Annotated in this window: 22 protein-coding genes and 1 pseudogene; 15 read left to right on the forward strand and 8 right to left on the reverse strand. The window is 61.5% G+C overall.

What is annotated here, in order from left to right:
• Window positions 1-65 precede the first annotated feature (65 nt).
• From ACVJGD_RS19570 to ACVJGD_RS19595, 6 genes and pseudogenes are all read left to right on the forward strand, one after another.
• On the forward strand, window positions 66-680 hold the full coding sequence (locus ACVJGD_RS19570; protein WP_456640300.1) for a response regulator transcription factor: 615 nt from the start codon (window positions 66-68) through the stop codon (window positions 678-680).
• Between the two features lie 229 nt (window positions 681-909).
• The gene (locus ACVJGD_RS19575) at window positions 910-1,365 is read left to right on the forward strand and encodes a response regulator transcription factor (RefSeq protein WP_456635881.1); all 456 of its coding nucleotides are present in this window, start codon (window positions 910-912) and stop codon (window positions 1,363-1,365) included.
• A gap of 173 nt (window positions 1,366-1,538) precedes the next feature.
• Window positions 1,539-2,096: a sigma factor-like helix-turn-helix DNA-binding protein gene (locus ACVJGD_RS19580; RefSeq protein WP_456635882.1), complete on the forward strand. Its 558-nt coding sequence runs from the start codon at window positions 1,539-1,541 to the stop codon at window positions 2,094-2,096.
• A gap of 197 nt (window positions 2,097-2,293) precedes the next feature.
• On the forward strand, window positions 2,294-2,902 hold the full coding sequence (locus tag ACVJGD_RS19585; RefSeq protein ID WP_456635883.1) for a TMEM175 family protein: 609 nt from the start codon (window positions 2,294-2,296) through the stop codon (window positions 2,900-2,902).
• A 64-nt stretch (window positions 2,903-2,966) separates the two neighbouring features.
• Window positions 2,967-3,152 (forward strand): annotated as a pseudogene (locus ACVJGD_RS19590) (alpha/beta fold hydrolase); the annotation flags it as partial.
• Between the two features lie 152 nt (window positions 3,153-3,304).
• Window positions 3,305-3,967: a CGNR zinc finger domain-containing protein gene (locus tag ACVJGD_RS19595; protein ID WP_456635884.1), complete on the forward strand. Its 663-nt coding sequence runs from the start codon at window positions 3,305-3,307 to the stop codon at window positions 3,965-3,967.
• 44 nt (window positions 3,968-4,011) lie between these two features.
• Here ACVJGD_RS19595 and ACVJGD_RS19600 read toward each other — a convergent pair whose 3' ends face one another.
• Window positions 4,012-4,902, reverse strand: coding sequence for a cyclase family protein (locus tag ACVJGD_RS19600; RefSeq protein WP_456635885.1), 891 nt, complete (start codon window positions 4,900-4,902; stop codon window positions 4,012-4,014).
• 31 nt (window positions 4,903-4,933) lie between these two features.
• Window positions 4,934-5,542, reverse strand: coding sequence for an SRPBCC family protein (locus tag ACVJGD_RS19605; RefSeq protein WP_456635886.1), 609 nt, complete (start codon window positions 5,540-5,542; stop codon window positions 4,934-4,936).
• A gap of 414 nt (window positions 5,543-5,956) precedes the next feature.
• Between ACVJGD_RS19605 and ACVJGD_RS19610 the strand changes: the two genes are divergently transcribed.
• From ACVJGD_RS19610 to ACVJGD_RS19635, 6 genes are read left to right on the forward strand one after another with little or no spacing between them, the layout of a single operon-like run.
• The gene (locus ACVJGD_RS19610; protein ID WP_456635887.1) at window positions 5,957-7,261 is read left to right on the forward strand and encodes an MFS transporter; all 1,305 of its coding nucleotides are present in this window, start codon (window positions 5,957-5,959) and stop codon (window positions 7,259-7,261) included.
• 36 nt (window positions 7,262-7,297) lie between these two features.
• Window positions 7,298-8,047, forward strand: coding sequence for a maleate cis-trans isomerase family protein (locus tag ACVJGD_RS19615; protein ID WP_456635888.1), 750 nt, complete (start codon window positions 7,298-7,300; stop codon window positions 8,045-8,047).
• A 57-nt stretch (window positions 8,048-8,104) separates the two neighbouring features.
• Window positions 8,105-8,899: a GntR family transcriptional regulator gene (locus tag ACVJGD_RS19620; protein WP_456635889.1), complete on the forward strand. Its 795-nt coding sequence runs from the start codon at window positions 8,105-8,107 to the stop codon at window positions 8,897-8,899.
• On the forward strand, window positions 8,896-9,669 hold the full coding sequence (locus ACVJGD_RS19625) for an aspartate/glutamate racemase family protein (RefSeq protein WP_456635890.1): 774 nt from the start codon (window positions 8,896-8,898) through the stop codon (window positions 9,667-9,669). Before ACVJGD_RS19620 ends, ACVJGD_RS19625 begins: the two co-directional genes overlap by 4 nt.
• Entirely contained in the window at window positions 9,669-11,078 is a 1,410-nt protein-coding gene (gene hydA, locus ACVJGD_RS19630) for a dihydropyrimidinase (protein WP_456635891.1), read from the forward strand. Before ACVJGD_RS19625 ends, hydA begins: the two co-directional genes overlap by 1 nt.
• Window positions 11,079-11,093: 15 nt before the next feature.
• Window positions 11,094-11,978 (forward strand): alpha/beta fold hydrolase, encoded by an 885-nt coding sequence (locus ACVJGD_RS19635; protein WP_456635892.1) that lies wholly within the window; start codon window positions 11,094-11,096, stop codon window positions 11,976-11,978.
• Window positions 11,979-12,017: 39 nt separating this feature from the next.
• Here ACVJGD_RS19635 and ACVJGD_RS19640 read toward each other — a convergent pair whose 3' ends face one another.
• Window positions 12,018-13,028, reverse strand: a complete 1,011-nt coding sequence (locus tag ACVJGD_RS19640; RefSeq protein ID WP_456635893.1) for a pyridoxamine 5'-phosphate oxidase family protein — start codon at window positions 13,026-13,028, stop codon at window positions 12,018-12,020.
• Between the two features lie 147 nt (window positions 13,029-13,175).
• Here ACVJGD_RS19640 and ACVJGD_RS19645 point away from each other — a divergent pair, with 147 nt between their 5' ends.
• Window positions 13,176-13,997: an AraC family transcriptional regulator gene (locus ACVJGD_RS19645; RefSeq protein ID WP_456635894.1), complete on the forward strand. Its 822-nt coding sequence runs from the start codon at window positions 13,176-13,178 to the stop codon at window positions 13,995-13,997.
• Window positions 13,998-14,023: 26 nt separating this feature from the next.
• On the opposite strand, the gene ACVJGD_RS19650 is transcribed toward ACVJGD_RS19645, so the two are convergent.
• From ACVJGD_RS19650 to ACVJGD_RS19660, 3 genes are all read right to left on the reverse strand, one after another.
• Window positions 14,024-14,488 (reverse strand): DUF1348 family protein, encoded by a 465-nt coding sequence (locus ACVJGD_RS19650; protein ID WP_456640301.1) that lies wholly within the window; start codon window positions 14,486-14,488, stop codon window positions 14,024-14,026.
• 138 nt (window positions 14,489-14,626) lie between these two features.
• Window positions 14,627-15,994 carry an LLM class flavin-dependent oxidoreductase gene (locus ACVJGD_RS19655; RefSeq protein WP_456640302.1) on the reverse strand — a complete coding sequence of 456 codons (1,368 nt, stop codon included), beginning with the start codon at window positions 15,992-15,994 and terminating at the stop codon, window positions 14,627-14,629.
• Between the two features lie 219 nt (window positions 15,995-16,213).
• Window positions 16,214-19,075 (reverse strand): ATP-binding protein, encoded by a 2,862-nt coding sequence (locus tag ACVJGD_RS19660; protein ID WP_456635895.1) that lies wholly within the window; start codon window positions 19,073-19,075, stop codon window positions 16,214-16,216.
• A gap of 343 nt (window positions 19,076-19,418) precedes the next feature.
• On the opposite strand from ACVJGD_RS19660, the gene ACVJGD_RS19665 reads away from it, so the two are divergent.
• The gene (locus tag ACVJGD_RS19665; protein ID WP_456640303.1) at window positions 19,419-19,562 is read left to right on the forward strand and encodes a DUF1127 domain-containing protein; all 144 of its coding nucleotides are present in this window, start codon (window positions 19,419-19,421) and stop codon (window positions 19,560-19,562) included.
• Window positions 19,563-19,749: 187 nt separating this feature from the next.
• Window positions 19,750-20,214, forward strand: a complete 465-nt coding sequence (locus ACVJGD_RS19670) for a nuclear transport factor 2 family protein (protein ID WP_456635896.1) — start codon at window positions 19,750-19,752, stop codon at window positions 20,212-20,214.
• A 106-nt stretch (window positions 20,215-20,320) separates the two neighbouring features.
• On the opposite strand, the gene ACVJGD_RS19675 is transcribed toward ACVJGD_RS19670, so the two are convergent.
• Together ACVJGD_RS19675 and ACVJGD_RS19680 are read right to left on the reverse strand one after the other, a co-directional pair.
• Complete coding sequence (locus ACVJGD_RS19675; RefSeq protein WP_456635897.1) at window positions 20,321-21,094, reverse strand: sensor histidine kinase; 774 nt, start codon at window positions 21,092-21,094, stop codon at window positions 20,321-20,323.
• A gap of 279 nt (window positions 21,095-21,373) precedes the next feature.
• Window positions 21,374-22,600: a cupin domain-containing protein gene (locus tag ACVJGD_RS19680; RefSeq protein ID WP_456635898.1), complete on the reverse strand. Its 1,227-nt coding sequence runs from the start codon at window positions 22,598-22,600 to the stop codon at window positions 21,374-21,376.
• Between the last annotated feature and the right edge of the window lie 210 nt (window positions 22,601-22,810).

Raw genomic sequence — 22,810 nt, forward strand, 5'->3', positions numbered from 1 at the left:
CATGGCGGGATGTTGACTTTCACTCTCCCGCACAGATCGAACGAGATGGCGGGGAGCAATCGAGAATGTCGTCGTCGGCCTTTGTTCACATCGTCGACGACGACGAGGAGGTTCGTGAGTCGTTGGGAGACCTGCTTCGCTCCATGGACTATCAAGTCATGTTGCATGGATCGGCCTCGGAGTTTCTCGATGTCGATTTGCCTGATGCACCCGCATGTCTGGTGCTGGACGTCCGGTTGCCGGGCACCAGCGGCTTGGAGCTCCAGAAATATTTGACGGGCATCGACATCCATCTGCCAGTCATTTTGATGACCGGCTTTGGCGACATTCCAATGTCCGTGAAGGCCATGAAGGCCGGCGCGATCGACTTCCTCACGAAGCCGATAAGGGATCAGGATCTGCTCGATGCCGTGGCCGCGGCGATTCGAATCGACCAAGCTCGACGCCGGGACATTGCGCAGATCGCGCAATTGCGAGAGAAGTATGCGCTCCTGACACCCCGGGAACGGCAAGTGATGGCCCTCGTGGCGTCCGGGCTCATGAACAAGCAGGTCGCGAGCGAACTGTCGATCAGCGAAGTCACCGTGAAGATGCATCGTGGCAGCGTCATGCGAAAGTTGGGAGCAAGATCGGTTGCGACGCTCGCCCGGATAGCGGAGGCTCTCGCCTCCGACAGGTGAAACAGGCATGCGACGCCCTGCCTTCGGGCGATGTCAGAGCCGGCCGCAGCCACGCCATACCAAGGTATGGGCGTAGACGTCACAACCGAGAGATTGCGCCCCATCGCGGCCGAAAGCATGGTGCAGCTCCACCTCGTGCCGCCATTCGGCACTGGATGGCCTCTGCCCACCAGGGAGATGATGCCATGCACATCCCTTCTCGGTTGTATAACACTCCTCCTCGCCGCAAATGCCGAACGCGCAACGACTCCGTCTCAGCGGGGAAAGCGTCTTCTTCCCATGGCGTTTACGCGCGTTCGCGCGGGCGAGTTTGCACCCGGTGACAGGCCCATTTCTCGCAATCGTCGACGATGATGAAGCGCTGTGCTCAGCCCTTGTGGATCTGATGCGCTCCGTCGGCTATCGCGCCGAGCCTTATGCCTCGGCAGAGACGTTCCTGGCATCGCCCAACCTGTTCAGCTTGGACTGCATCGTCGCTGACATTCACATGCCCGGAATGAGTGGACTTCAGCTCGCGCGAAGCCTCCAGGAAGGGGGCATCACCACACCTGTCATCCTCATCACGGCCCTGCCTGACCAGCGGCTGGACGATGAGGCGATGGCCGTCGGCGCCTACGGTCTTTTCAGAAAGCCGTTCGAAACCAGCGCCTTTCTTGATTGCATCGCGAGGAGCCTCTCCAAATGAGCACCATCAACGATAAGACAATCGATTGCCCGGCATCCGCCTGGACCGAGCGCGCCCGGAATGCGGCCGAGAAGCTCTTATCGTTCGACTTTGCGGGTCGGTCATCGCGAAAAACGCAGACAGCGTTACGATCTGCGAATTGGGATAGCCGTTCCGAGCGATGGGGCAGCCTGATGGTCGCCGCACAAAATGGCGACGGCCCGGCCTACGAGCAGTTGCTCCGCGAGATCGACGTCTGGCTCCGTCGTTACTACGCGCGCCGTCTTCCATATCCTGCATCCGATGATGCAAGGCAGGATACACTCCTCGCGATCCATGCCAAGCGGCACACATACGCACCGTCGAGAGCTTTCGGGGCGTGGGTCATGGCAATTGCACGCTACAAGGGGATCGATCGCATCCGTGATGCGTCCCGATTCGCCGCGCTACCGCTCGACGAAGACATATCGACCGATGACCACGAGGGAGCTGCGATAAGTGCCGCCGCGATGGACGATCTGCTTGGCCGGCTGAAGCCCGCTCAAGCCACCGTGATCCGCCTCGTGAAGCTCGACGGCCTGAGCATTGCGCGCGCATCCGGCGTCACGGGCCAGTCTGCACCGCTCGTCAAGATCAACATCCATCGAGGCCTGAAGAGACTGGCTGCGTTGGTCTCCTGCGACGTCATTGCCGCAACGACGCCCGCTCATCCTCCGAAGCGCCGCGCCGCGCGCGCCGCAAAGGACATCTAATGCTCCGCTGGCCAAGTGTGGTATCGGCACCCCGACAAGCGATATTGTGATCCGCCATCATCGCCGGCCGCGTTTGCGCGGTCCGCAGCTCTACAGGCTCTTGCCCACTCGTCTATTGGCAGGGCGACGACCATCCGTTCGATCGAGCCGTTGCAAGCTCCAAAGCCCTCTAGGCTCGCAGATCAAGGGACAACGCGATGACAGCGCGGGAAGCGAAACCGGATCGGTTGAGCCTGTTTTCGGACGCAGTGTTCGCGGTCATCATCACGATCCTTGTGCTCGAATTGAAGCCGCCTCAAGACCGGAGCTTCCAGGCGCTTATCTCATTGTGGCCTTCCGCCGTGAGCTATGCCGTCAGCTATCTCTTCATTGCTATCGTTTGGATCAATCATCACCATCTCTTTCACTATGCCGATATCGCGACCGGCCGTCTGATCTGGGCGAATTTCGCGCATCTGTTCTCGGTTTCGCTCATGCCGTTCTCGACGGCCTGGATCGCACAAACGCAGCTAGCTGCAGTTCCTGTCTCATTTTACGCTGGCGTCTTCGTTCTGGTGAACGCGACGTACTTGCTCCTGTGCATGGAAGCGATCGACCGGCCCCGGAGCAAGGACGTACCAGCCAGCGCGCGCCGGATGATGCGGGTCCGCTCATTCGTGACTCTCGGACTTTTCGCATTGGCCGGGGTTGTTGCGCTCAAATATCCGATCGGCGGGATGGCCCTGATTTGCCTCTGCCTGATCGTATATCTCCGCCCCGAGCCACCCAATGTCAGACCGGGACACGATTCGATCGGATCTCGCTGAAAGCGACCGATCGCCAACAAGCGCCGCCCGGCCACCAATCGCCTGACTTCGCAATCCAAAGCGGGTGTTGGTTCACGGAGCTTGGGCCGACGGCTCTAGCTGGACACGCGTTATCAAGTCGCTGCAATCCAAGGGATTGAGGGTCCTCGCCGCTCCGATCCCCCTGACGTCATTGTCAGATGATGTCGCGGCCCTTGAGCGTGCACTGGAGCGGACCGATGGTCCGGTGGTGCTTGTCGCACATGCCTATAATACTTAGAGACCGCGGCGCAAGATGGTCGGCCGCAGGGCCACGTCTATAACCATGGAAATGGCCTTGCGGAGGTTATTGAAGGCAAGCCGCCAGCGGCTATATTTCAGGTTTCCGGCTCATCGGTCTTTGCCGGCATCTCTGGAAACCCCGTGACAGCCAAGCGCCCGCCACCGTTCTTCATCGCCGACAACCCAGGACTGGACTTCTTGAATTCCATTGCGGTCCCGGTGGATGTCAAGGTCGAGTGGCTGGCCTCGGGGGAAGATCTTCTGGCGTGGCTGAAACAGGCCGGACTGGTGCCGAACGAGGTGCTGAACGCGTTTCGGAAGAGTACTCTCCCCGGCGAGCTGGATGCCATTGCAGCACAGGCGCGTGCGCTGCGGGACTGGTTCAAACCGTTTGTCTACAGGCATATGGGTGGGCCCATTGAGCCGAATGCCCTGCGCCAGCTCGAACCGCTCAACCAACTGCTGGCGCGCGACGACGAGTTCGGTCAGATCGCGGTGCGTGATCGGCCGAACAAGCGCCAGCATGGCCATGGAGGAGCTTCTGGCCTCGCGTGGCGACGACGGCGGCGCTGGCAATCACCGGAGTCGCTGCTTCTCCCGTTGGCGCGGTCGCTGGCCGACCTCGTCTGCACCGAGGATTTCACCTACGTGAAAGCCTGCGAGGGACCGGATTGCACGCTGCTGTTCGTCGATCGCACCCGAAGCCGCGCGCGCAGGTGGTGCAGCATGGCGGTGTGCGGCAATCGGGCGAAGCAGGCCGCCCATCGCAAGCGCGCCCAGCAAGCAAGACGACGTTCAAAGTAGCTCCATCCGCTGAACGATCGCAGCCCCGCTTGTCGCGCAACGGGTCAACGGCCGTCCGGGCCACCTGACATCATGCCCGACGGAATCTGGCGCGGCCCAAAGATCGCCTTCGCCACGTCACCGACGGCTTCGACGTTCTCCTCGACGTCCTGGAAGCAGACAATCCTGCAAGGGCAGGCTTCGAGCCCTTCATAGCGCCAGGGAAAAGCGCCGATGACAGCGCGCTTGTTCAGCATCAACTCGATGTCGCCGCCGACATTCTCAGCGTGAATGAGCCCTTCCTGAAATGCCTGCGAGTGAAACGGAAAATAGTCTTCGACGACCTTTCGGCCGGAACGCTTATGCGTGTACGCGTTCTTTCCGAAGAACTCGTCGCAGCTCATGCCGACCTTGGCCTCGAATTGCTTGGCAAGATCAGGCCGCATGCGCCGGATCGTGGTGTTCATGGCGTGATCGCCGGAGCCGCAATCGATCCCGAACCACTTGATCTTCTTCTTCAGCATCCAATCGAGCAGTTCCTGCTTCCCTCCGGGATGCATGCAGAAGTATTTCACCAGATCCTGCTGCGGCTTGCCTTCCCAATAGCGGTGCCAGCCGGTGTGAATGATGAGGATGTCGCCGTCCTTGACGTCAACCGGCGCACTCTCGATCATTTCGGGAGTGATGACGGCCCAATCCTCCATGTGTTTGGACACATCGACGACCGCCCCCGGTCCGACCAGGAAATCCAGAGGATAGGACGCCATGTCGCCCATCCCATCCGTGCCGTGCATCGCACCGTCAATGTGGGTTCCGACATGGAGCGCGGAGTCGATCCGCTGTGCGACGATGTGGATCGTCTGCAGATTTTGCGCATAGTACATCTTGTTGCCGGCATATCCGACCCAGCCGGGCGTGTGCACATTCATCAGGTGAGACAAGTCGACGATCTTCATCGCGCGAACTCCGTTGATTGCGTTGATTGGCTTACGCAGCCTTCTTGAAGAGCGAGCTCAACCACCCCTTCAAGGCCGCAAGAACCAGCGAGGTGGTGTTGAGCGGCTTGACCGCTCCAGAACCAGGCGGGAATTGCGCGACCGATGTGGTCGACGAGCCCGCCTGAGCATTGTCGGCCGCCGCCGCGTCGCTTCGGGCGCCGAGTTCGGTTTCGGCATTTCTCACGAATTCGGCGACAAGCTGATTGGCGATCTCCGCGATGAGCCCGGTTCTTCCAAACTGAGCGATGCTGCCGGAGAGCTGGACGTCAGCAAGAACATCGACGCGGGTGGCATTGCCTTCGGGAAGAAGCTTGCACAGCATCGACATTTTGCCGCGGCTGGCGCCTTTTCTGTCGACGCCCTTTCCCTCGAACTCGACCTTCTTTGCGTCCTCGTCGTATCTGACCTTTGCTTCGCCTTCGAAGCTCGCCTGGAATGGCCCAACCTTGGCGGAGACCTTTCCAGTGATCGAGCCATCGTCTTTTGTGCCGAGATATTCTGCGCCCGGCAGGCACGCCGCAACGCGCGGAACATCATGGAAGAACGCCCACACCGTGGGGAGAGGCTGCGACACGACGAAGTTCTGCTTGATTTCCACGACTTGCCTGCGAAGTTTGTCAGAGCAGCCGGTCCAGCAAATCTCACGCCGCTATCCGCTCTTTTTAACGACATTCAAATCTATCGATCTGAATTGAAATGCGCAATCCCGATTGCAGGGAGCCGCCAACGATTTTCGACAAAGTCTGAGTGGCCGCAACGCATCCTCTACGGCCGCCGACCGGGCCGTATCGCGACGCTCAGTTCGTAATCAGGCGCGCGATAAAAATTTCAGCATCGCGAATATTTTTCCAAAATAATGTCATATATATCAATATGATACTAGATATTGCATGCAGCATACAAAATGTTGTTGCCGCTCATCCTGGATTGAACCAGACTTGGCGACGTCAGGGGACGGATGACCGTCAATGGAGACGGTCGCTGGAAGTCCGCCGGCAGTTGGGAGGGAGCAATGAGCGATCAGGTGTCCGCCATCGGAGCGACAGGCGCCGTCAGGCCGACCGGCGTGCGTTGGAACATCTTCCTGCTGATGCTGTTCCTGATCTCGATCAACTACATCGATCGCGCCTCGCTCTCGGTCGCGATGCCGCTGATCTCCAAGGAGTTCGACATCGATCCTGCGATGCAGGGCCTGATCCTGAGCTCGTTCTTCTGGACCTACGCCGCCATGCAAATCCCCGGCGGCTTGCTCGCCGACCATTACAAGCCGCGGATCGTGATCGCGCTCGCGACGATCTTCTGGGGCGCCTTCCAGGCGATCGCAGCAGTGGCCACCAACTGGTGGGTGTTGCTGCTGACCCGGCTGGGACTGGGCGCGTCGGAAGCGCCGATCTATCCGGCGGGCGGCAAGCTCAACGCGATCTGGATGACGCAGAACGAGCGCGGGCGTGGCGCGACGCTGCTCGACGGAGGCGCGCCACTCGGCGCCGCGCTCGGCTCGATCGTGATCGCCTGGCTGATCGCCGCTTTCGATTCCTGGCGCATCGCCTTTGTCATCGCCGGCGTCGGCACGATGCTATGCGGGGTGTGGGCCTGGTACTACATCCGCAACGAACCGCGGCAGCACCCGTCGGTCAACGAGGCCGAAGCGCGCTACCTCGAACAGGCGCACGCGCTGGAAGACGCCGCCACGCCGCCCTCCTCCGGAGGAAGCTGGATGGCGTATTTCCGCTTCCGTTCGGTCTGGTGCATGTGCCTGGGCTGGATGTTCTTCAACACCACCTTCTATGGCCTCTTGACGTGGATGCCGACCTATCTGTTCAAGGTGCACAATTTCGACATCAAGGTGCTCGGCGGCGCATCCTTCATCATCTTCTTTGCGGGCTTCGTCGGCGAATTGGTCGGCGGGTGGATCGGCGACACCTGGCGCAGCCGCGGCGGTGCGCCAAACCTGGTATTCCGCACCTTGTTCGGCATTGCCGCCATCATGGCGACGGTGTCGATTTTCCTGGTGGCCTATGTGCGCGACCCGGTAACGGTCGTGGTGCTGCTGTCCTCCACGCTGTTCTTCCTGCGCTGGTGCGGGATGTACTGGGCCATCCCTTCCGCGCTCGCGGGGCGCGACAAATCGGGCTTCCTCGGCGGGTGCATGAATCTCGGCGGCAACATTGCAGGCATCATGACGCCGCTGATCGTGGGCCTGATCGTCCAGGCCACCGGCTCCTACTTCCTGGCCCTGATGTTCTTCGCTGCCGCCGGCGTTGCGCTGTTGATCTGCTCGACGCTGATCGACTACAGCCGCAAATTGCCGGTGTAGCAGTATGGAACGGCCGCATATGATCAAGGCTGCAACATGACTGGTCCGGTCCGGCTCGGCATGCTGACCCCTTCGTCCAACACCGCGCTGGAGCCGATCACCTATGCGATGCTGGCCGGCATCGCCGATGTCTCGGCGCATTTCTCGCGCTTCAAGGTGACTGAAATCGCGCTGTCCGAATCCGCGCTGCGCCAGTTCGACGACAGCGAGATCCTGCGCGCCGCCGAGCTGCTGGCGCATGCGAAAGTGGACGTCATTGCCTGGAATGGAACATCGGCGAGCTGGCTCGGCTTCGAGCGCGACGAACAATTATGCGAGCGGATCACCGCCGCAACCGGCATCAAGGCCTGCACCACCGTGCTTGCCTACCGCGACCAGTTCCGGCGCGGCAAGACCGAGCGCATCGGGCTGGTGACGCCCTATCGCCGTGACGTGCAGGACAGGATCATCGCCAACTGGGCTTCCGAAGGCTTGCACTGCGTTGCCGAACGCCATCTTTCGCTGCAGGACAATTTTTCCTTCGCCGAAGTGCCGGAGGCCGAGGTGGCGAGACTGATCGAAGAGGTCGCGCGCGAGGGCTGCGACGCGGTCGCGGTGGTCTGTACCAATATGCGGGGCGCCGGCGCCGCCGCGCGGCTCGAGGCGAAGCTTAACATCCCCGTGTTCGATTCGATCGCGGTGACCCTGTGGGCGTGCCTGGCTGCAACCGGCGTTGATCCATCACGCATCCGCGGCTGGGGCAGCCTGTTTCAAATCCCGATCGAGGGCGACGGACAATCGGATTGACGCGATCCACGGGACACTCGAAGGTGCGGAGATTGATAACCGGAACGAAAACTGACCGTGGCTGAGACCAAAGCGACCAAGACCAGGAAAGCGCCCAAATCGCGCCGCGGCGTGACGGCACTGCAACGGCGGCGGCTGCGCGTGCCGCGAACCGGCCTGCATGAGCAGGCTGCGACGCGGCTTCGCACGCTGATCGTGCGCGGCGATCTTCTCCCCGGCGAGCAATTGCTCGAAGCCGACCTCTCCGAGGCGCTCGGCATCTCGCGCACGCCGCTCCGTGAGGCCCTGAAACAATTGGCGGCTGAAGGTCTGGTCGAGCTGCGCCTCAACCGCAGCGCCATCGTCGCGCCGTTCCGGCGCGATGAATTGACCGAGCTGTTCGAGGCGGTGAGTGGGATCGAGCGCTGCGCCGCCGAGCTTGCGGCGACGCGAATGGTCGAGCGCGATGTGGAGCGACTTCAGGCGCTGCAGGAGCGCATCGAATGGCACCACGACCGCGGCGAGCTGCGCGAATATTTCGAGATCAACCAGCAGATTCACAGCGCCATCGTCGGCTTCGCCCGCAACGCGGTGTTGAAGACCACGCATGATATCCTGCTGGCGCGGGTGGAGCGGGCGCGCTTCTTCGCCCTGTCGGTCCACGGGCGATGGGATGAATCGGTGCGCGAGCATCAGGACATCCTGGCCGCACTCAGGGCCGGCGATGCCGACCGCGCCGGACGGCTGCTCGGCCAGCATGTCCGCCGCACCGGCGAGATCATGGCCGCCACACTGGATGGCGATGCGGATGATGCCAGCCCGGCGAAGGCCCGGCCCAACATGCGCGGCATCACGAGAAAGGCCGCGCCGTGAAGATCCTGCTGCTCAATCCCAACACCACGTCAGCGGTGACCGATCTGCTCCATGCGGCCGGCGCGCAAGTGGCCTCCCCCGGCACCGAGCTGGTGGCGATGACCGCCAGCCGCGGCGTGCCCTATATTGCGACCCGCGCCGAGGCCCAGATCGGCGGCGCCATCGCGCTGGAAATGCTGGCGGAGGCCAGCACGGGCATCGATGCAGCGATCATTGCCGCCTTTGGCGATCCCGGCCTGTTCGGGGCGCGCGAACTGTTCGACATTCCGGTCGTAGGCCTGGCCGAAGCCGCGATGCTGACCGCCTGCATGGTGGGCCAGCGATTTTCCATCGTGACCTTCGCCCGCGCGCTTGCGCCCTGGTACCAGGAATGCGTTGCCATGCATGGTCTGTCCGCGCGTTGCGCCGGTATACGGACACTCGACGATGGCTTCCGATCCATTGCGGATGTCCAGGCCGAGAAGGAAGACATGCTGGTGACGCTCGCCAACCGCGCCGTCGAACAGGATGGCGCCGATGTCGTCATTCTTTCCGGCGCGCCGCTGGCCGGCCTTGCCGCCAAGGTCAGCCATCGCATTCCAGTGCCTGTGATCGATCCGATCGCGGCCGCGGTGCGGCAGGCCGAGACGCTTGCCGTGCTTAAGCTGCGCAAGCCCGTCGCCGGGACGTTCCGCCGTCCCGATGCCAAGGCGACCATTGGGCTGGCAGAGCCGCTGGCCGCGGTCATCGAGCATCGGCCGCGACATGATGCGGAAGGAGGGTCCAACTGATGCCGTTCGACACCATCATCCGCGGCGGCACCGTTGCGACCGCCGCCGATACCTTTGCCTGCGACGTTGGAATCCAGGGCGGCAAGATCGCTGCTTTGGGCCACGATCTCGGCGCGGCGGAGACGATCATTGACGCCACCGGTCGTCTGGTGCTGCCCGGCGGCATCGACAGCCACGTGCATTTCGCGCAGCCGTCCAGCGACGGCATCGTCATGGCCGACGGCTTTGCCAGCGGCACGCGCTCAGCGGCGTTCGGCGGCAACACCACCGTGCTGCCGTTCTGCCTGCAGGAGAAAGGCCAGACGCTGCGCGAGGCATTGCGGCGCTATCACGCGCTGGCGGACGGCGAATGCCACGTCGATGTCGCCTTCCACCTCATCGTCACCGACCCGACCGAGCAGGTGCTCGGCCAGGAGCTGCCGGCGCTGGTGGAGGACGGCTATACCTCGCTCAAGGTGTTCATGACCTATGAAGGGCTGGCGCTATCCGACCGCGAACTGCTCGAAACCATGTCGGTCGCGCGCGAGACGGGCGCCATGCTGATGGTGCATGCGGAAAACTTCGACGCCATCCGCTTCCTCACCGACCGTCTCGAACGCGCCGGCAAGACCGCGCCGCACTTTCATGCGACCTCGCGGCCGATCCCGGTCGAGCGCGAGGCCACGCATCGCGCCATCTCGCTGGCCGAACTCGTCGACGTGCCGATCATGATCGTGCACGTGTCGAACCGCGACGCGATGGAGGAAATCCGCCGCGCCCGGCAACGCGGACTGAAGGTGATGGGCGAGACCTGCCCGCAATATCTGGTCCTGACCGCGAAGGATCTGGAACAGCTCAACATGGAAGGCGCCAAATATGTGTGCTCGCCGCCGCCACGCGACCTCGCGAGCCAGCAGGCGTGCTGGGAAGGCCTGCAGCAAAAGGTGTTCTCGGTCTTTTCGTCCGACCATTGCCCGTTCCGCTATGACGATCCGCAAGGAAAGCTCGCGCCCAAGGGCCGCACCAGTTTCCGCTGGGTGCCGAACGGCATCCCTGGCGTCGCGACACGGCTGCCGATCCTGTTCTCGGAAGGCGTGGTGAAGGGCCGCATCGACCTCAACGATTTCGTCGCGTTCAGCGCGACCAATCACGCCAAGATCTACGGCCTCTATCCGCGCAAGGGCACGATCGCGGTGGGATCGGACGCCGACATCGCGTTGTGGGATCCGAAGCGCAAGGTCACGATCGGCCACGAGCTTATCCATGATGGCGCCGATTACACGCCCTATGAGGGGCTCGAGGTCACCGGCTGGCCGGTGCTGACCATGGTGCGCGGGCGCGTGGTGGTCGACGATGGCATGCTGGTCGGCGCCAAGGGCCATGGCACCTATTTGCCGCGGAGCAAGCCAGCGGCGACGGCCAATTTCTGACGACGGGAGATCAACATGCCCTATGCGACAACGGATGACGGCGTGCGGCTTTATTTCGAGGAAACGGGAGCCGGCCGTCCTGTCATCTTCGTTCATGAATTCGCCGGAGATCTGCGCAGCTACGAGCTGCAGATGCGGCATTTCGGCAAGCGCTATCGCAGCATTGCCTTCAACGCGCGCGGCTTCCCGCCATCCGACGTGCCCGAGCAGGTCTCATCCTATTCGCAGGCACGCGCCGCCGACGACATCCTCGCGGTGCTCGATCATATCGGCGAGCGGCAGGCGCATATCGTCGGCCTGTCGATGGGCGGCTTCGCGACCCTGCATTTCGGCCTGCGTCACCCCGGGCGGGCGCTGTCACTTTGCATCGGCGGCTGCGGCTACGGCGCCGAGCCCGACAAGCGCGAGGCGTTCCGCACTGAGGCCGACGTGATCGCCGGCATGATCCGGCGCGACGGCATGCCGGCGTTCGCCGAGCGCTATGCCTACGGGCCGACGCGCGTGCAGTATCAGAACAAGGATCCGCGCGGCCACGCCGAGTTCAAGGCCATGCTGGCGGAACATTCGGCGACCGGATCGGCCAACACGCAGCAAGGGGTGCAGAAGGAGCGGCCTTCGCTTTATGCGCTGGTCGAGGAGATGAAGCGCATCACCGTGCCGACGTTGATCATCACGGGCGATGAGGATTGGCCGTGCCTGCTGCCGGGCATTCTCATGAAGCAAAGCATTCCGTCGGCTGCGCTTGCGGTGATGCCGAATTCGGGACACGCGATCAATATCGAGGAGCCGGAGGAGTACAACCGGATCGTCGGCGATTTCCTCGCCCAGGTAGATTGCGGCCGCTGGCCGCTCCGCGATCCACGGGCGGTCAGCACCTCGATCACCGGAATGAAGAATTAACAGCGTCACTATATCGATCGGGAAGACGCCCAACGGCGGTCAGTAGAGATTGTTTTTGTATTCGTGCTCCAGGCCCTTCTTCAGAAGGCTCGTCGCGCCGGGAACGGATAGTGCGGCGCTCGTCAGCCGGGCTCCAAGTCCGTTGGCCTTGTTGAGCTTGATATGCTCGCTGAAGACCTTCGCGGGGTCGATGACGGGACGGTCGGCCGCCGGCCAGAGATGCGCCCGAACGAGGGCGGGGCTTTCGGACATCGTGATGCTGAGATCGTCGATCCCTATGGCGAGCACCGGCGTCTTGTCCTGAACCCGGAACTGCGCGCGCACGGCTTCGTCGTCGGTCATGTGGGCTGTCCCCGACAACCTCACGATATGGGCCGAACCAGGAATGAGCAGCGCGGCGGCGACGCGAGGCTGAGCGATGATGTTGCGAAAACTGTCGACACGACGGTTTCCCGGGCGATCGGCAAACCACAGCCGCGGGCCCTCAAGATGCGCCATCATGCCGGCAGGATCACCCTTCGGGCTGAGATCGGCGCGGCCCTGAGCATCCGTGGTGGCCAGCGCAAGGAAACGGCAATCAGCGATGAAGGCCGAGAGATTCGATGGCGCCACAGCGATCGGCGCCGCCGTCCAGAAATCCGAGCGGATCAGCGCCTTGCCGCAATGGCCGTAGCATTCCTCCACCGCGATGCAGATTTCGTCGTGCCGTACCTCGGCTACCCTTCCGTTGACTCGCAGCGTCTCGGTGATGCCTGGAAGCGGAAACAGGGAGGCGAACCCGACACCAGGCCGGGCTAGCGCCGCATCATCGAGCAACGCGGTGGGTAGCCGCAGTTCGTGCGCGCTGGCCGATGCGAAGCCGGGCTTTCCGCCCGCCATTGTGACCGCGATGCGAGAGGAGTCACTGAAGGCGGTAAAGCCAAACGGTGAAAGCCGAATCCAATGCAACGCACCTTCATCAAGATGATCGATCACCTTGAGCGTCATTGGCAGCGGCGTCTTGCCAACGATCGCTTCGAGTTCCGCGACCGTGGCGATCTGCTTGCTCATCGAAAAGTCCCTCGCGAGGCCACCAAAGTTTGGCGCTGCGCCGATCATCTCGATAGGCCGTGGAGCGGTTGGCAGCATCAGGGAATTCTGACAATATATTTTGAATTCCTGCCAACCTGCCATATTGCGAAGTCCGGACCGCCTGGAATGCCAATCCTTACTGATCTGAGCGACGCGGCTGACTTCGTCGACCCGGATGAGGTGCCGCGCGCCGTGGTCACCTACGGCATTACGACGGTCACGACCGGCATCGAGCTCGATTTTCACAGTCACCGGAAAGCGCAGCTCCTTCTGTCGTTGCGTGGCGTTCTCGCCTGCGAGCTGGAGGGCGGCCTTTGGATCGTGCCGCCGCAAAGCGCAATCTGGATTCCGGGCGACGTATCGCACAGCATCAAGGTTGCGGGCGCGATCGAAGGCTATAATGCTTTCATCGATCCCGCGGTCGCGCCGAACCTGCCCCCAGACTGCTGCACGATCTCGGTCACGCCACTCTTGCGCGAGCTCCTGGTCCGGTCTGCCAGCTTCCCAATCGCTTACCCCGAGGGGGGCATGGAGACGCATCTCGTGGCCCTCCTGCTCGACGAAGTCGCCGTGGCGCCGGTTGGCAAGTTGCATCTGCCGATGCCAACGGATCGTCGGCTGCGCAAGGTCGTCGAAATGATGATGGCCGATCCTTCCGACCAGGGAACGATGGAGATCTGGGCCCGGCGCGCCGGGCTTAGCGAACGGACACTCGCGCGCATGATTGCCCGGCAGACCGGCATGACCTTCGGCCGCTGGCGGCAGCAGCTCAACATCATGCTCGCGCTGCAATGGCTGGCGGGCGGCGCAACGATTCAGCAGGTGGCCATCGATCTCGGCTATGAGAGCGCGGGCAGTTTCGTGACGATGTTCAGGAAAGCGCTCGGCACAACTCCAGGCCGCTATATGGCCGAACGGCAGGGGCCGATCGCGTCCCATCGGGCTTAAAAAGCACCCGGGAACGTCCGTGCTTGCTAGAAATCGAAATCGCTGAGTTCGGGAAAATCATCAGGCCTTCGCCCAAGAGGCCACAGGAATATTCTGTCGCCTTCCATAATCGGATGCTCGTTGATGCTGGCGAAGCGTTGCCGTATCAGGCCATCTGAGTCCAGCTCCCAGTTTTCATTTCCATAAGCCCTGTACCAATTGCCGCTTGCATCGTGGCATTCGTATGCGAACCGTGCAGCGATCCTGTTGTCGGCAACGGCCCAGAGTTCATTGATGCGCCGGTACTCGTGCTTTGCGGCCCATTTGCGCGCTAGAAACACCTCAATCGCGGCGCGGCCGGACAAGAACTCGATGCCAGTTCGCCAGACGCTGTCGATCGTGTAGTCAAGCGCCACCAGCCTCGCTTCACGGCTATTCCAACTATCTTCCATGGCTCGAACCTTCTCCGTTGCAGTCTTCCAACTGAACGGCGGCGAAGAAGGACGTGGCATGGTCATTGCTCCAGCCGATGAAGGGACCTTGCCACAAACTGGAGCACACACGACTAGCTGGCGAGTTGATTGGTGTTAAGAACTGTAAACGCGCAAGCTTGGCCCAGGCGCTCGCGATAGGTGCGATGTTGTGGCCCTCTATTCGGCCGCGGCGCGCGGCTCTGTTTTCCACGCGCCAGCCGGTGGCTGCTTCAGCCCGAGATTTTCGCGCAGCGTCTTTCCGGCATAATCCCTGTGGAAGAGCCCACGCCGTTGCAGTTCCGGCACCACATGCTTGACGAAGTCGGCGTAAGAGCCGGGCACGTGGGTTGCGGCGATCACAAAGCCGTCACAGGCGCGACCGACGAACATCTCTTCCAGTTTGTCGGCGACCTCCTTTGGTCCGCCGACGATCGCATCGTGAGGCTTGGCGCGGCCGGAGTAGGTGACGAAGTCGCGTGTCGACGGATTGGTCTTGCCGGAACCCATGAGTACGTAGTCACGAATGCCAGTCATGCCCTGCATGCTCTGAAGCTCTTCTGTGGTCAGCGGCTCGTCGATCGGCTTTGCGCCGAAATCGAAGTTGAGGCCTTCGGCGAGCAGTGACAGCGTCTCGATTTCCAGCGGCAATTTCTCGATCAGCGCCATCTTGTCCTCGGCCTCCGATTTGGTTGCCGCGCAGATCGGCGTCGTCAGCTTGCAGACGAACATCTGATCCGGATCGCGACCTGCTTGCGCAGCCTCGCGCCGAACCGCGTCATAGCCCTGCCTGGCCAGCGCGAAGCTGGGGAACGGACTGAAGATCACCTCTGCCCATCGGCCGGCAAAACGCTGCCCGCGGCCGGACGCACCGGCCTGGATGATGACAGGATGGCCTTGCGGCGAGCGCGGCACGGTGAAAGGGCCGCGCGATTTGAAAAACGCTCCCTTGTGATCCAGCCGCTTCACCCTGGTCGGATCGGCGAAGCGATTGCTCTTCCTGTCGACGATCAACGCGCCATCTTGCCAAGTATCCCAGTGGCCCAGCACGACTTCCATGAATTCGTCGGCACGGTCGTAACGCAGATCGTGCTCGAGATGTTCGTCCTTGCCCATGTTGAGAGCTTCGCCGTCATTGACGGAGGTAACGACATTCCAGGCGGCACGGCCGCCTGTCATCAAATCGAGCGTTGCGAAGCGGCGGGCTACATCGAACGGCTCGAAATAGGTCGTCGAGCAGGTCGAGCCGAGCCCTAGCTTGTCCGTGACCATTCCCATCGTCGTGAGCACCACGATGGGGTCCATCTTCACGCAGCGGATGCCATATTCGACAGCATGCGCGTGGTCGTTGCCGTAACGGTCCGGCATCGCCAGCCTGTCGTCGAAGAAGGCCATGTGGAATTTCCCGGCCTCCAGAATGCGGCCGATCTCCTGATAGTATTCGACCGACATCGAATCGCTTCGCGACTCCGGATGCCGCCACGAGCTCGGCAGCGTGGTGCAGTTCTGTGCCTGCAGGAAGCCGATCATCACCATTTGCCGCATTATGCCGCTCTCGTCTGTTCGCGTTCATCGCACCATCAATTTGCTGCCCTCATTGCGTATCGCTCCGCGGGCGCTCAAGAGTACAGTCGCCGTCTCCCGTTACATCAAAATTTCAAATTTGGTGAACTGTGGTTACAGCAGAAACGGCCGATTCCACGCCGTGCTGAATGTTGCAGACGATGGTTCCGCGGTGTCCTGCCGGACCGCATTGGCTCAGCGAATTCACGATTGCGAAATCCGCGTCCCGAGCGTTCGAAGAAGACATTCTGTCCCCACCAGATCGGCCGTGCTGAATCCTTCCGTAAAGCGTCCATAGACGTCGCCAAGCAGGCTTCGTGCCTCGTCCGAACGTCCATGGTCCGCCCACAACCGGCCCAACGCGAGTGCGGAACGCAGTTCCCATCCAAGCGCCGACTGACTCCGCGCGCAGTCGAGCGAACGAATGAGCAAGACCTCGGCCGCAGGCCAGTCGTCGGGCGACGCCGCCATCTGCACGGCAGCGCGAGCTCGCAGCAGGTCGGGTAGCTCGAACGTTCCGGAGCCATGTTCGACTTCGGTCAGGAGCGCATCGATGATAATCGTGGCTTCCGCAGAATGTCCGGTCTGGGTCAGGCCTTCGGCCAGGGCGCGAGAGAACGATGACGAGAGAATGTATCGTTTCTCGCTTCGCAGCGTCGACAACGCGGCGCGCAGGGTCTCGATGCCACCCTCGGTGTCGCCCTTCGCCAGCATGAGCTCGCCGAGCAGGCCGAGGCCGCCGGCATGGTACATTACCAGCGAGTACCTGCCAGCATGAGCGACAAGCCGTGCTATGAGATCCTCTGCAATTCGCTGATCCCCTCGCCACATGAACACGGGCGCAGCGTAGACAAGGCTGATGCAGAGCGAGACCGGCTGTCCCTGTCTCTCGGCGACCTCAATGCCCCGATAGGCAAATTGGGCTGCCTGATCTGGAAGACCCCTGAGCCACAGCGTCCGTGCGTACCCAATCAATGCCCTGACCTGGTGGTCGTATCCGAACGAATGCACGTCTCTTACGCCGGTTGCAGCCGCCAGCCTGAATCCGCTGTCATAGCTGCGCTGCGCGGCGGCCTGATCTCCCACCAAGTGATGAGTCGCGCCCAGCATCCATTCTGCAGTCACGGCCTCTCGCGCGCCGCCAGACTCGCGGGCTATGGCCGCATAGCGCTCCGCCGCGGCCAGCGCGCTGCCATAATCGGCAAGACGTGTCCGATAAAGATTGAGACCGACCAGCAATTCCAACTGATATTCGGTGTCTCTCAATGAATCGGCCAGACTGAGCCCTCGCTCCAGCGCGGCGTCTACCTCGGCACCATCGCTATGGCCATGGTTCGACGCCGTCGCCAATGAAAGCTGGAGGCCGAGCTCGAGCCTTGTTCCGCGATCTTCTTCGGATAACGCCGCGATCGTCTGCAGGCACCAGCGCCGGCACTCGGCCAGCATCGACATGCCCAGCAGCAGCGGCACCGCACCGGAGCCGAGTGCAACCCCGACCGAACTGTCGCCTCCTTCCGAAAAACTCCATTCGAGCGCCGCTCTGATATCACCGAGCTGTCGCGAATACACGGTTAGATCACGCCCCCTTGGGATCGTCGCCCGCATCCCCGCGAGGCGTTCTGCGTAGTACAGTGCATGCCGCCTGGCAATTTGGTCAGCCTGACCACTTTCCTTCAACTTGACCGCGGCATAGGCTCGGGTCGTATCGAGGAGCCGATATGCGGTCGCGCTTTCAGTTTGTGCGACCGAGATGAGCGACTTGTCGACCAGGTTCGCAACGACGTTTGTCACCGGCAATCCGGCGCTATCCAGCCCGCAAGTGACGGCCTGCGCCTTCTCGAGGGTGAATGACCCTATAAAAATCGACAGGGCGCATAGAATGGCCTTCTCGTCTTCGGATAGGAGATCATAGCTCCAATCAAGCATTGCCCGGAGCGTTTGGTGCCGTGGCACGCTCAGCCGCTTTTGCCAGACCAGCATCAAGCGTTCGTCGATCAGCCGTGACAGTCCGTTGATACCGTAAGTGCTCGTCCTGCCGGCCGTCAGCTCGATTGCCAGTGGCATCCCATCGAGCTTCCGACAAATGTCAGCGACGACCGGTGCTTCGTCATCTGTAAGGCCGTGCCGGTATCCACCGGCAGCCGCTCGCTCCATGAAAAGCTGCACGGCGGGAAACGCTAACGCGCTGGCCGCCGTGACGCTCAATTCGTCTGGTGGGCTCTCGAGAGCGAGAAGCAGATGAATGTTCTCGCCTTCGACCCGCAATGCTTCACGCGTGGTTGCGATAATGTGCACGAGCGGCGCTTCGCGGAACATCCTCTCAGCCAGGATTGCTACCGGCTCAATCAGATGCTCGCAGCTATCGAGGATCAGAAGGATTCGCTTGTCTGCAACAAAAGCCAGAAGCCGGGGCAAGGAGTCCTGGGTCTGTTCGAGACATCCGATCGATGACGCGACGGCAGGAACAACAAGTGCACTGTCCTGGATGGCGCTGAGATCGACGAAGCATACGGCTTCGGGAAATTCGATCGCCATCTCATGAGCAACGGCCACCGCCACGGTTGTTTTGCCAACCCCGCCGGGCCCCACAATACTGACGAACCGCCGAAACGTGATCTGCGCACGCAAGGCATCGATGGTTTCATCGCGGCCAACCATTCGCTGCAAGCACGCGGGCAAGGTCTCGATCTTGGCGCGCCCGACCGGAATTCGCTCATGCATACCGTCTTGCGTTGGGCTCTGTACCGTCGCAACGAAGCAGTAGCCTCGGCCAGTCACGTTGGTGATATAACGCGCGCCGTCCCGCCCATCGCCGAGCGCTTTGCGGAGCCCGGCAATATGGACCCGAAGACTGGTCTCCTCGACCGTGACATCCGGCCAGGCTCGTTTCACCAATTCTCTGTGGCTCACGACCTCCCCTGCCTGTTCGAGCAGAGCAATCAGGATGTCGAGCGCGCGGCCGCCCAGCGCAACCGGCTCATTCTCCTTCAGCAACAATCTTTCGGACACGATCAGGCGGAACGGTCCGAATTGAAATACTTCGGTTTCGTTGAATCGCTGCGGCAAGAGAGACCTACTCACAATCCGACAAGCGTCCCCATCTGAGAGGTTCCAGCCAGGCAATTTAGCACATTCCCGTGGGGCAAGGTATGACGCCGCATCGGAACTACGCACGAGATGGATCGGCACGCGTGCCGCGGTCGAAACACAGACCTGGTTGCGAACGCAAGCACGCTCAACGCCAGGACGAATTGTAAGGGTTGGGATCCATTATTTCCGATGTAACCAGATTTACGCGCCGGGTTATCGTACCGTAACAACGGAAAACCACATTCGCTCCCGCTAACAGGTTGCGGAGTTGCATGTGGACAGGTCTTTTCTGAGTACTTCCCTCTCACGCACGCCCTCGGTGTGGACGCAGTGGAAAAACGAACGCGAAGTCAGGCGAGCAGTCCGCGCGCTCGCCGAGTTTGACGATCAGACCCTGCGCGACATGGGTATTCGAGACCGCTCCCAGGTCGAGTTCACTGTTCGATTTTGTCGCGAGTGCTGACTGTTCAGGATGGCCGTTGCTGCCGTGCTTCGCGCAACAAGAACGGCGTGTCTCTGTCCGGCCCGCGGATCGGACCATTTACCTTTCTTATCAGCGATTTTCATCACATAACGGAAGGTCGGAAGGAAGACGTGCGAGCATGGGTCGAGGAGCCGTCAACGCTTTCTTTCCCATGGAGAGATCATCCGTGTCACCTCGCGCTTCTCCCCCGTTCACGGCTACCAGCGCTCCCGAAAAGGTCCGTCTCATCGAAGATAGCTGGAACAGCCGCGATCCGAATCGGGTCGCACTCGTCTATGCAATCGACAGCCACTGGCGCAATGACGCCGAATTTCTGTCTGGCCGAGCCGCGATCGAGGCATTCCTGACGAGGAAATGGGCGCGAGAACTCGAGTACCGGTTGATCGCGGAACTGTGGGCATTCACAAACGACCGCTTGGCGGTGCGCGTCGCCTATGAGTTTCACAATGAGAGCGGTAGCTGGTTTCGCGCCTGCGGCAGCGAGAGCTGGGAGTTCGACGCCGACGGCCTGATCCGCCGTCGCATCGCCAGCGTCAACGAGCGACCGATTGTCGACAGCAATCGCAGCTTTCACTGGCCGCTCGGTCGCCGACCCGACGGGCATCCGGGCCTCAGCGACCTCGGACTTTGACGCCCTGCGAAGCGCCTCGGCAAGCACGACAAGGTCGTCACTCCGTCTCATGCCGGCTCGATTGACGTGCAGCGGCAATGAAGATCCTCCTGCTGAACAACGGCGGCTATCTTGTCGAACGGATTCTCGCCAAGGAGCCTGCTCTCACCCGCAACGGCGCGCTCCCGCTCAGGCTGGTCGACGGTCCGCAAGTGCGCCTGGCCAGGATGGAGAACCTCGTGCCTCGCGAGACGACCGAACTCACGTCCACGCGATGTCCGAGCATGGCGATGGCCCGTCGCACGATCAGCAGGCCGACGCCAAGCCCGTCACTTTGCGCAGGGTCGAGGCGAGTGAAGGCTTCGAAGATTTTCGGTATTTGCTCGGCGGAAATACCGACCCCCGTATCGAATACATCGATGCGTATGCTGTCTCGCATGTGACGGCACCCCAAAAGGACACGGCCACCAGATTCCGTGAACTTTATCGCATTGCTGACCAGATTGCGGAGAACCGCGCCGAGAAGAACGGCATCGCTCACGATCGAGGATGTGGTGGGCACCAATCGAATTTGAACTCCCTTTTGCAAGGCGGCCCATTCATTCTCCCGATAGACCTCGCGCAGCAGCGTTCCAACGTCTACGGGCACCATCTGCACGCGCTTCCCATGCTCGTGAAGACGCAGGGCGTCCAACAGTTGATCGAGTTGTTCTGTCAATCGATCGACGGCGCTTTGGCCCAGCCTCAGCAAGTGCAGTTCCGACTTTGTCCAGGCGCAGTCGCCGAGGCGATCGTGAACGCTTTGGATAATCTGGAGCGGTTGACGAAGGTCGTGACCGGCCATGGCGAGGAGAATCCCCACGAACTCACAGGCGTCCGTCTCGCTCGTTGGACCGATCATTCCATGCCCGAAGTAGGGACTGCTGGCTCGTGGCAACTTTTTCCACTCCGCTTGTCTGCGCGTGAACTGCCACCCCAACTCCCGAGCGAACTCTGCGCAATTGGCATGTGCAGGCGAATTCAGTGCTGTAACGCGGTGTGAACTCGGCTTTTCGAAGTAAACGGGGCCGCTCCTGCTCGCGCCCGGGCCACCTCGGCGACGAGGCGCTGAGACGCCTCATCAAGCCGAGACGCGTTGAGCACGAGCGGCACCAAGCTTTCACGCTGAGCCGTCGCTCGGCTAGTCCGGGACAACCGGCGCCTTGGTCTTGCGTAGCCTATCCGTCACTTGTCGATCCAGATTCAGGTGCGCATCCATCAGTGGCGGCGGAGTCAATGCCATCCACGTGTCCAGAGAGAAGTCGACAAAGTAAGGGCTCTTGAATGTTTCAAGGAATCGCAAGGGGCCAGCGCCTGTATTCTCAAGATAGTGGCCCATCGCGACCGGCACGTAACCGACATCGCCGGCGCGGAGATCGAAGGTGCGCGCCTGGCCCTGACCCGCAAACACGCCCATGCGTGCCTGTCCCTCGATGACATAGAGCCACTCATCTCCGTTCGGATGCCAGTGCAGCTCGCGCAATCCGCCCGGATTGACCTCGACCAGTGCCGCAGCGGTCGTGGTGTTGACCGGGAATACGGTGGAATCGCTGATCCGCACCGTCCCGCTGGCGGTCTTGATGGGATCCTGCGCCATTAGCCGGGAACTGAAGCTTTGCGACACTGGCGTTGCTCCCGGAATGTTGTCCGAGGTGAGCGGCCCCGGCAAGGGAGCCGGGAAAATGTAGCGCTGGCTTTCCTCCGGAGTATGGTCGAACAACGAAGCGGGCACCCCAAAATTCTTGCCGAGCACCTCGTTCGGTGTACGCTTGAACCAGTCGGCGATCAAGAAAGTATTATCTTCATCGAAATCGCCGTCATCGAACACGAGGAGAAATTCGCAACCGTCCGGACCGAGGCCCTGGATGGAGTGCGGAACTCCGGAAGGGAAGAACCAGAGGTCGCCGACACTGACATCATCGACGAAGTAACGCCCGTTGGCATCGACCGCCGTGATACGCGCTGTACCGTAAAGCATATAGGCCCATTCGGAAGCCTTGTGCCAATGCAGCTCGCGCACGCCGCCGGCATTCAACCGCATGTTCACACCGGCAAGCGCCGTGGCAACGCCGAGCTCGCGCCGGGTGACCTGGCGGGTCCAGCCGCCTGTTTCCAGCCGCATATGCGCATCGGAAAACGAAAAGCGCAGGTTCGGCAAGCTACCGTGATCGGTCGAGGGCGGCACGAGCATATCCGGATTCTGCCGGTCTCGCGTCAGATCGCGCGGACCATGATCGGTGCCGCCGCGACCTGGCCGTTGCGGCTGAGGACTTGCGTCCGCCGATTGTGCCCGTGCCATAGCGGTTGTTGTGAGAAGACCTCCGGCAGCGGTCGCTGCCAGCATTTTGCGGCGAGACATGGAATCCATGATTTTGTGTCCTGTGGTTCAAGGCTACAGACTGGTGCTGCCGTGGACGCGTGGGCCTGCAATCTTCACAGCTTCATCGATTTCTGACTGTGGATGCAGGGCGCGGCCGCTCACCATGCATCTCTATATGGGCGCACGGTCCTCTCGGCAGAATTGAAAAGATCGCAGTATGACTGTGCATACGCCGCATTCGTCACTAACGCGCAGGTC

This window comes from Bradyrhizobium sp. USDA 10063 (genome assembly GCF_054063735.1).